The organism is Candidatus Edwardsbacteria bacterium RifOxyA12_full_54_48, from assembly GCA_001777915.1.
In the GTDB taxonomy this organism is placed as follows: domain Bacteria; phylum Edwardsbacteria; class AC1; order AC1; family EtOH8; genus UBA2226.
Map to the genome: position 1 here is coordinate 138,762 of MFFN01000002.1, position 13,772 is coordinate 152,533.

Consider the following 13,772-nt stretch of genomic DNA (forward strand, 5'->3'; position numbering starts at 1 on the left):
ATGATCGAGATATCCAACATATACAAATCCTTCAACTCCAAGCAGGTGCTGGCCGGGGTGGACCTGTCTATCAACACCGGGGAGACCATGGTGATCATCGGCGGGTCGGGCTGCGGCAAGAGCGTCCTGCTGCGCCATATCATCGGGCTGATGCAGCCGGATAAGGGATCCATCAAAATTGACGGCACCGAGCTGGCCCATATCAGAAAAAATGAATTGTTCGCCCTGCGGAAGCGCCTGGGTATGTTGTTTCAGGGGGCGGCCCTGTTCGATTCGCTGACGGTGGCCGAGAACGTGGGGCTGGGGCTCAAGGAGCATTCGGAATATTCGGCCGAGCAGATATCCGGCATCGTCAATAAAAAGCTGGAGCTGGTGGGCATGTCCGGCACCGGCGGCCTGATGCCGGCCGAGCTCTCCGGCGGGATGAAGAAGCGGGTGGGGCTGGCCCGGGCCATCGCCATGGACCCGGAATACATCCTCTACGACGAGCCCACCACCGGGCTGGATCCCATCATGGCCGACAAGATCAACGATCTGATCATCGACCTTCGGAACAAGATGACGCTGACCTCGATAGCGGTCACCCACGACATGGTCAGCGCCTCCAAGATCGCCGACCGGATCGCCATGCTGCATCAGGGCAGGATCATCTTCTGCGGCACCCCGGAGGAGATAAAAGGATCGCCGGACCAAAGGGTCCAGCGGTTCATCAACGGCGAGGCCGATTAAAAAGCCCGGATTTTCATCCGGGCTTTTGTCAAACGGTTGATTCTTAACAGAGGACCTCACCCTACCCCTCTCCTAATGCTTTAGGAGAGGGAAGCCGACAGGCAGGGAGAGGTCAAAGACCCATTACTGCCAGCCAAGAAACCTCAAGGTATTGTTCAGGCTGATGTCATCCAGCTCTTTTTGGCTGAAGCCCCTGGATTTCAGCATCCTTATAAGACCGGGCAGTTTGTCCGGACCGTCCAGTCCCTCCGGTGTTTCCCGTATTCCGTCGAAATCCGAGCCGATGGCCAAGATATCGGTCCCGGCCAACTCTTTAATATACTCGAACTGGTCGGCCACACTCTCTACCGATTTGGGTTTATGTTTATCCCCCAGAAAGGCCGGACAAAAATTTATTCCCATCAATCCCATTTTATCAGACACGGCCTTGATCTGCTTGTCCGAGGCATTCCTGAAATGCCCGTTGAGAAATTTTACGCAGGAATGAGACAGCAGGGGGGGATGTCGGCTGGTTTTCAGCACATCCCAGAAAGTTTTTTCCGAGGAATGGGAGAGGTCGATATGGATGCCCAGTTTATCGGCCCGGGCGATGAGTTTGCGTCCCAGCGGGGTGAGACCTTTGTCCAAGCCGGTTTTATGCGCGCTGTAGGCCGAAGTGGCAAACTGGTTGGAGTTGTTCCAGGTGAGGGTCAGGATCCTCACCCCTTGGTCATAAAGTGAATCCAGCCGGGAGATGTCGCCGTCCAGCACGTGACCGCCCTCCACTGCCAGCATGATCCCTACCTTGTTATTTTTACGGCATTCCTGCCAGCTCTTTTTATCGCTGACCAGCATCAGTTCAGAGGGATGGTCGGATATCTCCTTCTTTGCTGCGGCTATCAGCTGCCGGGCCCGGTCCCATGCCTTGCGGTGCCTGTATTTGGGAGACACCCAGCAGGCGTAGACCTGCAGGCCGATCCCGCCGGCTGTTAGTTTTTCCGGAGCGACCTGGCTTTTTGCCTGCTGCCCGCCGATCCCCTTACCGTCGGCCAGGTTGATGGCGGTGTCGCAATGCAGGTCGCAGATGGTGGTTTGGGACATATTGTCGCCGGCTCCCTGTAAAATATTTGCGGATAAAATTATCCTTGATAGTGTCGGAAAAATGAGGCGGTGCTTCATAATATCCTCCCAAAAGGTACTATACTACAGAAATATTGACAAATCAACAAATTTTACTTGACAAATCGCTTAACTTATTATAATTTATACATATTACAGGGGATCAGGGCTATAATCGAACGTTAATAAAAGGAGCGAACCATGAGATCATGGGTTTTTCGTGGATTATTTTTAATGATCGCCGGATTCTTTCTGGTGCTGTCCGGATGTTCCCAAAGCGAAAAGTATCCGCCCAGCGAATCCGGAGGGACTTTGACCATCGGCACCTTGAACGAGCCGGCCTCCTTGAATCCGCTGCGGCTGTCATTCACGGCCTCCACCGATATCCATGAAAAACTGTTCATGAGCCTGCATCACTTCGACCAGGGCATGAACATCGTGGCCGGGCTGGCCCGCTCCTGGAAGTTCTCGGAGGATTTCAAGGAGGTCACCTATGTTCTGCGCAAGGATGTCAAGTGGAGCGACGGACAGCCGGTGACTGCCGAGGATGTCAAGTTCTCCTTCGACATGATGCGCGATCCCCAGATAAAATACGCCCGGTCCGGCGGCCTGCAGTTCGTGGAGAAGGTCGAGGTGGTGGGGCCCCTGGCGGTGAAGTTCTTTTTCAACCGGGTATATTCCGACGAGCTGTTCGATACCGGGATCATGGTCCTGCCCAAGCACATTCTGGAGAAGCTGAGCGCCGCCAATTCCACCGAGTTCGACGCCACCCCGGTGGGCGACGGGCCGTACAGGGTGGAGGAATGGGTGCGGGGCGACCGTCTGGTGCTGGCCGCCAATCCGGACTTCTACAAGGGCAAACCGGCCCTGGATCGGATCGTTTTTAAATTTTTCGGGGACGAGGCCAGCCTGATGAACGCCCTGCAGAACGGCTCGGTGGACATGACCAACGACCTGTCGCCCCAGTATGCCCTCAAGGTCCAGGGCGACCCCAATCTGACCTCCATTGAATATCCCGGGCGCACCTACACCTTCATCGGCTGGAATTTGAACAGCCCGCTGTTCTCCGATGTCAGCCTGCGCAAAGCCTTCGCCCTGAGCATCGACCAAACGGCCCTGATCAACGACGTTTTGATGGGCAAGGGCAAGCCGGCCAACGGCCCGTTCCTGCCCACCAGTTGGGCCTACGATCAGGGCCAGAAGGCCCAGCCCTACGATCCCCAACAGGCCAAAACCCTGCTGGCCGAGATGGGCTGGAAGGACAAGAACCGCGAGGGATACCTGGCCAAGGGGCCCAAGCAGGTGCTGGAGCTTAACCTGCTGCTGGCCCAGGGACAGCCGGTGCAGGAGGCCACCGCCGTGCTGATCAGGGAACAGCTTAAAGTCGTAGGGGTCAAGGTCAACCTGGCGGTGGTGGATGCCAGGACCTTCATTCAGCGGCTGAGGAGCGGCCAGTACGACGCCATGCTGTTCTCCTGGAAGAACGATTTCAAGGTGGACCCCACGGCGGTGTGGCATTCGGCCCCGGAGAAGGGCATTTATAATTTCATCCTTAAGTATTCCAATTCCTCGGTGGACAGCCTTATCGACGTGGGCCTGGCCACTTTAAGCCGCCGCAAGGCCAAGGATATCTGGGTCAAGTTCCAGCAGGTGGTCAATACCGAGATGCCGGCCACCTATCTGTATGTTCCGGACGTGGTCACCATCATCTACAAGGGGGTCAAGGGTCCGGCCCAGGATGCCCGCGGGCCGATGGCTTCGCTGGACGAGTGGTGGATCCCGGCCGCCCAGAGAAGGGGAGAGGCCCTGGCCTCCGCAACCCCCTCCGCTGTGGTGCCGCCGCCGCCATCCCAGCCGGTGGAGACCGCCGCTCCGGAAAGAGGGCGGCCGGAAAAACCGACCACCGCAGTAACAACCAAGCCCCAGCCCATAGCCACCAGGACCGAACAGCCGGCACCCAAGCCGGCGGCCGCACCGGTGGTGACTCCGCCCAAGCCTGCCGCGGTGAACCCCCAGGACTTGCTGGTAGCCGAGGCTGCACCATCGGCGCCCGCCCCAGTCCCGGAGGAGGCCCCTGCCGAGCCTGAAATTCGCCCCACCGAACCCGAAGCGGTGAAGATCGTTTCTCCGTCCTATCCCGAGACCGCCCGTAAGGCCGGGATCACCGGGAGGGTGTATGTAAAGTTATTGGTGGGCCCTGACGGCAAGGTCAAGGATGCCCAGGTGATCCGGGGGATAGGGTACGGCTGCGACGAGGCCGCCACCGATGCCGCCTACAAGGCGGTGTTCAAACCGGGGACCAAGAACGGCAAGCCGGCCGATACCTATATCACCATTCCCTATCCGTTCATGAAATAACGCAGAGATATTTTAAAAGCCCCTTCATCAGAAGGGGCTTTCTTGTTTTCCCATGGATCCCCGTTTAAGCCGGGAATCACAGAAACGGTTAACTATTTCTTGGGGCTGCTGCCGTGCTTGGCCAGCGGTATCCCTTGCTGGCACAGCGGACAATTTTCAGGGTCGAAGGTCTCCACCTTTTCGTGATACAACGAGAAGAAGGGGGCCCCGAAATCCGGTTTCTCGGCGCTGCGGTCTATGAACACCGCCACGCCTTTCAGTTCCGCTCCGGCTTTTTTTACCGCCTCAATGGTCTCCAGAACCGAGCCTCCGGTGGTCATCACGTCGTCCACCACCAGCACCTTTTCGTCCTTGGCCAAGGACATCCCTCTTAAGAAACCCCGGCCGTCCGGCGTCCGCTCGGCATAAATGGCCTTTTTGCCCATCTCCCGGGCCACCTCGAAGGCGATGATAATCCCGCCGGTGGTCGGGCCGGCCACGGTATCGATATCAGTCCCTTTTAAATGCTCGGCAATGGTCCGGCAGAACAGGGCGGCGTCGGCCGGCTGCTGGAGGACCCGGAATTTCTCGAAATAGAAACGGCTGTGGCGGCCCGAGGTCAACAGGAAATGACCGTCCAGCAAAACCTGATTTTTAATAAGTATCTGTTTTATATCTTCATTTGAGAGCATCTTCGATCTCCTTGATTATCTTTGTGGCGGCGTCGGCCGGATCTTTAGCCGCGGTGATGGGGCGGCCCACCACCAGGTAGTCGGCCCCGGTACTGATGGCCTGTCCCGGGGTCAGGAATCGCTTCTGGTCGTCGCTGGAGCTGTCGGCCGGGCGTATGCCTGGCGTCAGGATCACAAACTCGCTTCCCAGCTCCTGGCGCAGCATGGCTATCTCGTGGGGCGAGGCTACCACGCCGTCCAGCCCGGCGCTCTGGCTTAAGCGGGCCAGGTGCAGCACCTGTTCCTCTATGGACCGTCCGGGAGTGCCCAGCACATCCTGGAAAGTGGCCTCGTCCATGCTGGTCAGGACCGTCACCCCCAGCATGACGGGCTTGGTCTTTTTATCGCTGGAGGCGGAATTGGTGACAGTGGTGGCCGCCGTCTCCATCATGGAAAACCCGCCCATGGCGTGCATGTTGAACATATCGACGCCCAGTTCGTAGGCCGCCTGGGCGGCCCGGGCCACGGTGTTGGGGATGTCGTGGTATTTGAGATCCAGAAAGACCTGGTGTCCCCGTTCTTTTATCAGTTCGACTATTTTGGGGCCACAGGAGGTGAACAGCTGGTTGCCCACCTTGTAAAAATTCACCGAGGAGCCCAGCCGATCTATTAAATTCTGCGCCTGCTTCAGATCCGGCACGTCCAGGGCCACTATCAGCCGGTCGCGGGGGGAGATGTTCATAGAAGTCCTTTAGCTTATTGGGGATATTTTAACACTTCCAGTTTGACCTGTCCGATGGACAGCAGATCGATGGTTTTGGCGGCCCCGTAGGACAGGTCTATGATCCGTCCCTTGATGAAAGGGCCCCGGTCGTTGATCCGGACGGTGATGCTCTGGTCGTTGGACAGATTGGTGACCCGGACCATGGTGCCGAAGGGCAGGGTGCGGTGGGCGGCGGTCATGGCATTCATGTCGAAGGTCTCGCCGTTGGCGGTCTTTCGGCCGTGGAATTCCTTGCCGTAATAACTGGCGATGCCGGTGACGGTGGTCAGGGGCCATTCGGCGGCCGGTTTCTCATTTTTCTTGACGGGATCGCTCTGAGGGGCCGCCGTCTCCCTGGCCGGCCCTGCGCGGTAGATGGGGGCCGGGGCGCAGCTCAGCAGGGCCAGCAGGACGGAGAAGGCGACCAGCCTGCTTTTAAAATTTGACATCAGCATTTCAATATCCCGGTAAGGTTCTTAATTCTGGGGAGGTTGTTCTCCCGGCAGTATCCTGTCATTCCCGCCAGGATGTCCTTGGCCGCCGAGGGGTTGACAAAATTGGCGGTCCCTATCTGCACCGCCGCGGCCCCGGTGATCATGAACTCCAGGGCATCCCGGTGATCCATGATGCCGCCCAGGCCGATCAGCGGGATCTTTACCGAATGGTAGGTCTTATAAAGATTGTACAGGGCCACCGGTTTGATGGCCGGCCCGGAAAGGCCCCCGGTTATGTTGCCCAGCACCGGACGGCGTTTTCTTATGTCCACCGCCATGCCGTAGAGGGTGTTGATCAGGGACAGGGCGTCGGCCCCGGCTTTCTCGGCCGCCCGGGCGATGGCGGCGATGTCGCTGACATTGGGGCTGAGCTTTACTATCAGGGTCTTTTTGTAGACCCGGCGGACCGCTTTGGTCAGGGCCGCGGCGCTGGCCGGGTCGGTGCCGAAGGCTATCCCGCCGTGCCTGACGTTGGGGCAGGAGATGTTCAACTCCAGGGCCGGGATATCGGTTATTTTATCCAGCTTTCCCGCCAGCTGGGCATACTCTTCAATGGTGTTGCCGGCGATGTTGGCGATGATCACAGCACCTTTTCCGAGCAGACGCGGCAGCTTTTCTTTTTTAAAGACCTCGAACCCCACGTTGGCCAGCCCGATGGAATTGAGCATCCCGCAGGCCGTCTCGCAGATCCGGGGCGGCTGGTTGCCGGCCCGGGGGGAAAGGGTGATGGTCTTGGTGATGACGGCCCCGAAATCCCCGGGTTTTGCCAAGGGGGAGTATTCCGTTCCGTAGCCAAAAGTGCCGGAGGCGGCAATGACGGGATTTTTTAGCTCCAATCCGGCCAGGCTGACCCGCAGGTCGATGTTTTTTAATTGCTTCATATGACGCAATCCTGGTCCCAGTCGATCCGCCGGCTGTCGAAAACCGGACCTTTGTCGCAGACCGAAAGGTAGCCGCCGTCGCTGTCCCTGACCACGCAGCCCTGGCAGGCCCCCACCCCGCAGGCCATGAATGATTCCAGAGAAACCTGGCAGGGTGTTTTTTTATCCCGGCAGATCCGGGCCACCGCCTTAAGCATGGGCCACGGCCCGCAGGCATAGACCACCGGGTCCTGGCAGTCCTCCAGTCTACCCGGCAGCAGGGAGGTGACCAAGCCTTTTTTCCCGCAGCTTCCGTCATCACTTGACAGGCGGCACATTTTTATGTCGGGTGGTATCAGCTCGGAGGAGGACCGGCATCCGTAAAGCAATTCATGCTTCAGTTTCAGGCTTTTCAGCCGGCGGCCCAGAAAGCCCATCGGAGCGATCCCCATACCCCCGGCCACCAGCAGATGGTGCCGTTTGCCGGGATCGATGTCAAATCCCTTTCCCAGCGGCCCGATGATATCCAAGGTGTCCCGGGGCGTCATTTTGGAGAGCAATTCGGTGCCGGATCCCTTGACCTCGTAAAGGACCGATACCCTATCCCCCCGGATGTCGTTGATGCTGAAAGGGCGGCGAAGCAGGGGATGATCCGACCCGGTGCTGAGCCGGATATGTATAAATTGCCCGGGGTCGGCGCTTTTGGCCAACCCGGGAGCTTTAAGGGACAGTTCATGGGCCTTATCGCTAACAGGGATATTCGAGGCGATCTGTATTGAAGGATATTGCTTCATTTATCTGGGATCCATCGAGCGGTTTATATTCGGCCCCGGTATCAGAGGCGTGGGCGGAGTATCTTTGGCGTCACTGTCGGGCGGGTGTGCCTGGGCGCTATCGGGCGGTGCCGGAGGGGCTTCTGGTTTCTGTTCCAGGGGCCGTATATTCATCTCGATCTCCGGTTCAGTGTCGCTGACGGTGGTGTCGATCGGCTGGTTCAGCATCAGCCTGGCGCCGTTGGCGTATCTGGTCCGGGGGTATTTTTCTATCAAGACAGCCAGCAGGCTGTCCGACTTTAAAGTATCCGACAGGTAATTTCGCGCTGTCCAAGCCGCTGCATACCAGGCCTTGGAGGCCAGCTGCTTATCACCGGAACCGCTGGCAACCCGGCTATAGGCGGCCAGGGCGGAATCCGGCTTGTTCAGTCCGAACAGGTAATGCTCGGCCATCAGAAACTGTAATTTGGCGCTTTGTTCCGCCGCCTGCTGATCGGATTGCTGGCGATAGGCCAGCAGCAAAGAGATATCAGCGCTTTTCTTTAGCGCGGCTTCGCGGACATGGGCGGCTGGGTTTTCGTTTCGGGCCTTGTTGTAGTAAACCAAGGCGCTGTCCAGCTCCTGTCCGGCTTCATGGATCTGCCCGATTTTGAACCAGGCCTCGGAGGATACGGCGGTCTTGGGATATTTCTGCGCCAGACCATAGTACAGTCCAACCGCAACGTCGGTTGTGATCCCCGGGGTTTGGCAGTTCAAGATCTCCAGTTCTATGGCCGATATCCGGCTCTTATCGGACTCCCGCTTCAGCAAGCGTTGATACAACGGCAGGGCCGCGGAATGTCTGCCATTCCCCTGGTAGGCCTGGCCCAGCAACATGGTGACCTGATAGCGGAAGTTCCTTTTGATCCGGGAATCCAGAATCATCTCCAGCTCCCGGATGGAGTTGGTGAATTCATTCAGGGAGAACAGGCACCGGGCGTAATTATAACGAGCATCGATCACCAGATCGCTTTTATAGTGATTATGCAGGAAGCGCTCCCAGGAGATGATCGCTTTGGGATAATCGGGGATGGCCTGCAGTATCAAGGCCTCCAAATACGCCGTCCTTTGATTGATGTTTCTGTCGTCGGTCCTTATCTGGGACAATTCCCACAAGGCCTTGTCCCATTGCTTCAGGTTATGGGAGATAAGGGCGCTGTTCAGTTGGGACCAGGCCGAATATCTGCTTTCCGGATAGTATTGCCGTATCTCCTGGTACTTGCGGGCCGCCTTGTCGTATTCGCCCCTCAGGTAATAGGCATTGCCCATATTATACAGGCTGGGAAGGACCCAGCGGCTGTTGGGATATCTCAGGGCCACATCGGCATATTTGTCGATGGCTTTTTTCAGGCCGTCCTTTTCCGCGCCGCTGGCGGCGGTGGTGTCGGGAAACTGCTGGTGCTTCTGGCTGGCCGAATTGTAGAGTTTTTGGGCGTTGTAGTAGGTGTTGAAATAGGCGCAGCCCAAATTTCCGGCCAGCATAACCAGCGTCAGAACAAAGCCGGTCCTTTTGGCAAGCGTTATGCATCTATTGTTTGACATATTGGGGATCAGGAGACTCCTATCTGGACGTTGCGGAATCTGGCCGGGGAGACCCCGTGCCCGACATGAGCGGTCTGCCCCGGCTGGCCCTTGCCGCAGTTGGGGATGCCCCATAGGTGCCATGATCTGCTGTTGCAGATGGCATCGCAGGAATTCCAGAATTCGGGGGTCAGGCCGGTATAGGTGGGGTTCTTGTATGCCTGGCCGGTAAGCCGACCGCCCTTGATCTGCCAGGCGATCTCGGTGGTGAACTGGAAATTAAGCCTTTTGTCGTCTATGCTCCAGGTCTTGGTGGTGTCGAACAGGACCCCGTCGGCGGTGTCGGCTATGAGGTTCTGGTAATCCCAGCTGCCCGGCTCCAGGTTGATATTGGTCATCCGGATCAGGGGGATCCGGTTCCATCCGTCGGCCCGCATGGCGCCACCCGACAACAGGCCCAGCTGGGCTGCCGTTTCCCGGGAGCTCAGATAACCGGTAAAAAGACCGTTCTTTATTATGGGCACATTCTGGGCCGGCACTCCTTCGTCATCCCATCCGAAGGTCCCCAGCCCTCCCGGCGCCGTGGCATCGGCATTGACGTTGACCATATCCGACCCGTACTTAAGGGCATTCAGCTTGTCGGTGGTCAGGAAGCTGGTGCCGGCATAGGCCGCCTCGGTGCCGTAGACCCGGTCCAGCTCGATGGGATGGCCGATAGATTCATGCACCTGCAGGGCCAGTTGGTTGGTGGCAATAATGATCGTGCCCTTTTTGGCCGGACAAAGAGGGGCCTTGAGAAGCAAGGAGGCCTCGCGGGATATCTTCTCGGCGTTGCCCGCCAGGTCCAGTTTTTCGATGAACTCATATCCGGCCTGGCCGGTATCCCCGCCCATGTTGGGGTAGGTTCGGATCTGAACCTCCGGTCCGTCCACCGCCAGGGCGCTGATCTCCCCGCCGGATTCGGTGATCTCCTGCGACAGCAGGCTGCCCTGGGTGGAGGCAAACACCTTATCCTCATGAAAGAACCACAGGCTGCCCCGGGCCACTTTTATATCCGGATTCCGGCGCATGATGGTATCGGCCTCCAGCAGCAGGGAGATCTTCTGCTCCAAGGGTACCTTAAAGGGATCCTGCTGGATTTTTGTTCTGTAGCCCCCGGTTTGTTTTTTCAGCGGGGACAACACCGCCGGCTCCCCGGGCGACAGGGCGGAGGCCCGGGCTATCTCCACCGCCAGCCTGACCACCCTGGCTATCTCCGATGTCTCCAGTTTGGAGCTGGAGGCGAAGCCCCAGGATCCATTGATCAGCACCCGGAGGCCGAATCCCTGGTCGGAGGAATTGGTGGCCGATTCCACCGTGCCGTTCTTGGTGGATATATTCTGCCGCCGGGAGCCGAGCACCCGTACATCGGCGTAATCTATTCCTTTGGCCGGCAGGCTGGCGATTACCTTTTTAGCGAACGACTTCATGATACCTCCCAAATATACTCTTTAACAGTAAATATAACATAAAACCTATGGATTTATCAATGATAACTTCATCCTTTCCGAGCTAAAAAAATATATCACAAGAGGGAAACAATTGTTCTTGAAAGCCAACGGGATAAGTGATATATTCTAACTCAACCCAGCGGACTTGAAACGCGCGCCAATTGAAATTAATGCCGGAATATTCCGCCCTTCGGGGGTCCGGCTGTAAACATTATCCTGGAGACACGGCAAGATGACCAACAAAATAAATTTGTTTTTAGCGGGATTGTTTTTCGTGTTGGCGACGGCGTCATGTGTCCCCCGGCCGGAGGGTGCGGCCGACAGCGAAACGATCGACATTCGGGAAGATCCTTTACAGCTGCCGTTAGAAGGGCAGGAGCCTATCAAAATATCGGCCCAGGGCTACGACATAACCATTAAACCAAAGGCCGAATATGTTTTAAAGGGCTTGGTGCTGAGTAGGAAAAATTACGGCTCGGATTGGAATTCAATCATATCCCCCTGCGATCTGGCGGTGGCCTGGGGCAAGATGACCACCACCGGACTGTATAAAAAGGTGAAATGGTCCCAAGGCAATCGCTGGTATTACTGGCGCTATGATGAGGGATTTCCTTTCGACAATTCCTTCATTGCCCGTTATTCGGCCAACGTTCACGCCATCCCGGCCAACGACAACCTCCGGGCGGCCCTGTTGCACATCTCCTCCGGAGATACGCTAGAGGCCTATGGTTTTTTGGTCTATGTGGATGCCGTTAAGGGAGAGGGCAATTTCTGGTGGAATTCCTCCTTGAGCCGGGAGGACGCCGGGGACGGCTCCTGTGAAGTGATGTATATTGATGAGATCCAATTCCGGGGAATGGTATACCGTTAATGGCAATGGAGCCACAAGTTCATAAATACGAGCGAACCAGAGAATTAAATGACCGGCAGTGGCTGGAGAAGCTATGGGATCTCTATAGCCAGAAGCTGTGCATCCTCAACCTGCAGGCCGAGAGGAAGAAGGAGCGGGACCTGCTGGAGGTCATGGCCTGGCTGCTGAAGAGCATGGCCCGGGACGATCACCGGATGGACCTGCTGATGATGCAGGCCAGGCATTACAGCGATATCGGGGATTTGAACAGGGCCGAGGAGACGGTGGAACAGCTGCTGGCCTCGATCACACCTGATACCGGCAGAGACCTGATCCGTCAGGCCTATGAATGGCGGGCGCTGATAGCCCGGGAGAAGACCCAGACCCGCCGGGCCCTGCAGTACTACCAGGAGGCGGAGAAGCATGCCGACAGCGACCTGGACCGGGCCGGGATCTGGCTGGACAAGGGCCTGACCATGGTCTATGGCAACCAGCTTCAGCCTGCCGAGAAGCTGTTGCGGCAGGCGATAGCGGTCTACGAGAGGTTCAATTCGGCGGACATCCTGGGAGACGCCTACAACAACCTGGGCATCTGCCTGATAAATCAGGAAAAGGTGCCCGAAGCCCTGGCGGCCTACAGCCAGGCCATCAGATATTACGACCGTTCCGGTTATAAACTGGGCAGCGCCATCGTCTCCGGCAATATCTCGGAGATTTACTGGTACCACGGAGATTACGACCGGGCGTTAAGATCCGCTTACGACTGCCAGCGATTGGGGACCGAGGCCCAGGACCAGATCAGCGTGGGCCTGAGCTACGAAATGCTGGGGCGGCTTCATATGGACCTGGGAAGTTTCGAAAGGGGGGCGGAATTCCTCAAGGAATCCATCCGGGCCGTGGAGCAGGTGGATGACCGGGCGGTGCTGGCGCTCAACAATTCCTACCTGGCCCAGTGTTATTCCCGGATGGGCGATAGCGGTAAGGCCCGGGAGCATTTTGAGGCTTCCCTGGCCATCAACCGGGAGCTGGATGATCCGGAACTGACCGCCAGGCTGGACCTGGCCGGGATCCATATAGGCCGGTTATCCCGGCCCGGCGGGCCGGTCCTGAGGATGATAGAAGAATACACCGCCAAGTACCGGCAGCACCTGAGAAAAAACGATGTCTGCAAGCTGCTTTATGAGAAAGCGGTGCTGCTTTCCGAAACCGGCCGGCAGGATGAGGCCGAAAAGGCCTATGCCGAACTCCTGGCCGGCATTCCGCCCACCATTCATAAATCGTTCATCCTCAGCGTACAAATCCTGGGTCATTTGATCTTCAAGAGACTGGGCAATTCGGACCGGGCTTCTGAGCATCGCCATAGGGCGCAGTACCTGCGAGACGAGATACGGGAACACATTTCCGATCCGGACTTGAGATCATGTTTTATGGGCAAGAAAGAGGTCGGGCTGATCGATGAAAGGGAATAGCTGGTATGTGCGGAAGATTCGTAAGAAAGAGCGGGGGAGAGGAGGTCTCCCGGGAATTCGATGTCGGCTTAAGTGATATCTCCTTTCTGCTGGAGCCCGGCTATAATATCGCCCCGGGGAACCAGGTGGCGGCAGTGGTCAAAAGTGACCGGCTGGCCGTCGTGGCATTCCGCTGGGGCCTGATCCCGCCCTGGGCCAAGGACGAAAGAACCGGATATAAAATGATCAATGCCCGGGCGGAGACGCTGAGTGTTAAGCCCAGCTTTAAAAAGCCTTTTCAGAGCCAGCGCTGCCTGGTCATAGCCGACGGTTTTTACGAATGGAGCGGCCGGAGCCGGCCGAAGGTCCCGTATTATTTCCACCGGAAGGATCCAGCCCCCATGGGTCTGGCCGGGTTGTTCGAATCGTGGCCCGGTCCCGGAGGACGGGTGGTCAACAGCTGCGCCATCGTCACCACCGCGGCCAACTCCCTGATGCAGCCGGTCCATGACCGGATGCCGGCCATCATCGCCCGGGAGGATTATCGTCTCTGGCTGGACAACGGCATTTTCGATGGAAAGGCCCTCGGGGCTTTGCTCCGGCCCTATCCCCCGGAGGACATGGAGTGCTATCCGGTGTCCCCCCTGGTCAATTCCCCCCCCAACAATTCCCTGCAGTGCATTCAACCAGTTCAGTAGT

13 protein-coding genes are annotated in these 13,772 nt (G+C 57.5%); 5 read left to right on the forward strand and 8 right to left on the reverse strand.

What is annotated here, in order from left to right; translation table 11 throughout:
* Positions 1–729, forward strand: coding sequence for an ABC transporter ATP-binding protein (locus A2273_06530; GenBank protein OGF08590.1), 729 nt, complete (start codon positions 1–3; stop codon positions 727–729).
* Positions 730–852: 123 nt separating this feature from the next.
* On the opposite strand, the gene A2273_06535 is transcribed toward A2273_06530, so the two are convergent.
* A complete protein-coding gene (locus A2273_06535; GenBank protein ID OGF08591.1) occupies positions 853–1,809 on the reverse strand; it encodes a hypothetical protein in 957 nt (318 codons plus the stop codon).
* A 252-nt stretch (positions 1,810–2,061) separates the two neighbouring features.
* Between A2273_06535 and A2273_06540 the strand changes: the two genes are divergently transcribed.
* A complete protein-coding gene (locus A2273_06540) occupies positions 2,062–4,185 on the forward strand; it encodes a hypothetical protein (GenBank protein OGF08592.1) in 2,124 nt (707 codons plus the stop codon).
* Between the two features lie 92 nt (positions 4,186–4,277).
* On the opposite strand, the gene A2273_06545 is transcribed toward A2273_06540, so the two are convergent.
* The 7 genes from A2273_06545 to A2273_06575 are packed head-to-tail and all read right to left on the reverse strand — an operon-like array spanning position 4,278 to position 10,754.
* Positions 4,278–4,856, reverse strand: a complete 579-nt coding sequence (locus A2273_06545) for an orotate phosphoribosyltransferase (protein ID OGF08593.1) — start codon at positions 4,854–4,856, stop codon at positions 4,278–4,280.
* Complete coding sequence (locus A2273_06550; GenBank protein ID OGF08594.1) at positions 4,843–5,577, reverse strand: orotidine 5'-phosphate decarboxylase; 735 nt, start codon at positions 5,575–5,577, stop codon at positions 4,843–4,845. Before A2273_06550 ends, A2273_06545 begins: the two co-directional genes overlap by 14 nt.
* A 14-nt stretch (positions 5,578–5,591) precedes the next feature.
* Positions 5,592–6,053, reverse strand: coding sequence for a hypothetical protein (locus A2273_06555; GenBank protein ID OGF08595.1), 462 nt, complete (start codon positions 6,051–6,053; stop codon positions 5,592–5,594).
* Entirely contained in the window at positions 6,047–6,973 is a 927-nt protein-coding gene (locus tag A2273_06560) for a dihydroorotate dehydrogenase B catalytic subunit (GenBank protein ID OGF08596.1), read from the reverse strand. Before A2273_06560 ends, A2273_06555 begins: the two co-directional genes overlap by 7 nt.
* Positions 6,970–7,746, reverse strand: coding sequence for a hypothetical protein (locus tag A2273_06565; GenBank protein ID OGF08597.1), 777 nt, complete (start codon positions 7,744–7,746; stop codon positions 6,970–6,972). Before A2273_06565 ends, A2273_06560 begins: the two co-directional genes overlap by 4 nt.
* Positions 7,747–9,306, reverse strand: a complete 1,560-nt coding sequence (locus A2273_06570; GenBank protein ID OGF08598.1) for a hypothetical protein — start codon at positions 9,304–9,306, stop codon at positions 7,747–7,749. It lies immediately after the preceding gene.
* 8 nt (positions 9,307–9,314) lie between these two features.
* Positions 9,315–10,754 carry a peptidase C69 gene (locus A2273_06575; protein ID OGF08599.1) on the reverse strand — a complete coding sequence of 480 codons (1,440 nt, stop codon included), beginning with the start codon at positions 10,752–10,754 and terminating at the stop codon, positions 9,315–9,317.
* A 253-nt stretch (positions 10,755–11,007) separates the two neighbouring features.
* Between A2273_06575 and A2273_06580 the strand changes: the two genes are divergently transcribed.
* From A2273_06580 to A2273_06590, 3 genes are read left to right on the forward strand one after another with little or no spacing between them, the layout of a single operon-like run.
* On the forward strand, positions 11,008–11,646 hold the full coding sequence (locus A2273_06580) for a hypothetical protein (GenBank protein OGF08600.1): 639 nt from the start codon (positions 11,008–11,010) through the stop codon (positions 11,644–11,646).
* Positions 11,646–13,094 carry a hypothetical protein gene (locus A2273_06585; GenBank protein OGF08601.1) on the forward strand — a complete coding sequence of 483 codons (1,449 nt, stop codon included), beginning with the start codon at positions 11,646–11,648 and terminating at the stop codon, positions 13,092–13,094. The genes A2273_06580 and A2273_06585 overlap by 1 nt, the downstream gene beginning before the upstream one ends.
* Positions 13,095–13,099: 5 nt before the next feature.
* Positions 13,100–13,771 carry a hypothetical protein gene (locus A2273_06590; GenBank protein ID OGF08602.1) on the forward strand — a complete coding sequence of 224 codons (672 nt, stop codon included), beginning with the start codon at positions 13,100–13,102 and terminating at the stop codon, positions 13,769–13,771.
* The last annotated feature ends 1 nt before the right edge of the window (position 13,772 follow it).

What these genes read in the sequence shown, in the direction of transcription:
- A2273_06530 (OGF08590.1), top strand. Translation starts at nt 1, where the DNA reads ATGATCGAGATATCCAACATATACAAATCCTTCAACTCCAAGCAGGTG.
- A2273_06535 (OGF08591.1), bottom strand. Translation starts at nt 1,809, where the DNA reads ATGTCCCAAACCACCATCTGCGACCTGCATTGCGACACCGCCATCAAC.
- A2273_06540 (OGF08592.1), top strand. Translation starts at nt 2,062, where the DNA reads ATGATCGCCGGATTCTTTCTGGTGCTGTCCGGATGTTCCCAAAGCGAA.
- A2273_06545 (OGF08593.1), bottom strand. Translation starts at nt 4,856, where the DNA reads ATGCTCTCAAATGAAGATATAAAACAGATACTTATTAAAAATCAGGTT.
- A2273_06550 (OGF08594.1), bottom strand. Translation starts at nt 5,577, where the DNA reads ATGAACATCTCCCCCCGCGACCGGCTGATAGTGGCCCTGGACGTGCCG.
- A2273_06555 (OGF08595.1), bottom strand. Translation starts at nt 6,053, where the DNA reads ATGCTGATGTCAAATTTTAAAAGCAGGCTGGTCGCCTTCTCCGTCCTG.
- A2273_06560 (OGF08596.1), bottom strand. Translation starts at nt 6,973, where the DNA reads ATGAAGCAATTAAAAAACATCGACCTGCGGGTCAGCCTGGCCGGATTG.
- A2273_06565 (OGF08597.1), bottom strand. Translation starts at nt 7,746, where the DNA reads ATGAAGCAATATCCTTCAATACAGATCGCCTCGAATATCCCTGTTAGC.
- A2273_06570 (OGF08598.1), bottom strand. Translation starts at nt 9,306, where the DNA reads ATGTCAAACAATAGATGCATAACGCTTGCCAAAAGGACCGGCTTTGTT.
- A2273_06575 (OGF08599.1), bottom strand. Translation starts at nt 10,754, where the DNA reads ATGAAGTCGTTCGCTAAAAAGGTAATCGCCAGCCTGCCGGCCAAAGGA.
- A2273_06580 (OGF08600.1), top strand. Translation starts at nt 11,008, where the DNA reads ATGACCAACAAAATAAATTTGTTTTTAGCGGGATTGTTTTTCGTGTTG.
- A2273_06585 (OGF08601.1), top strand. Translation starts at nt 11,646, where the DNA reads ATGGCAATGGAGCCACAAGTTCATAAATACGAGCGAACCAGAGAATTA.
- A2273_06590 (OGF08602.1), top strand. Translation starts at nt 13,100, where the DNA reads ATGTGCGGAAGATTCGTAAGAAAGAGCGGGGGAGAGGAGGTCTCCCGG.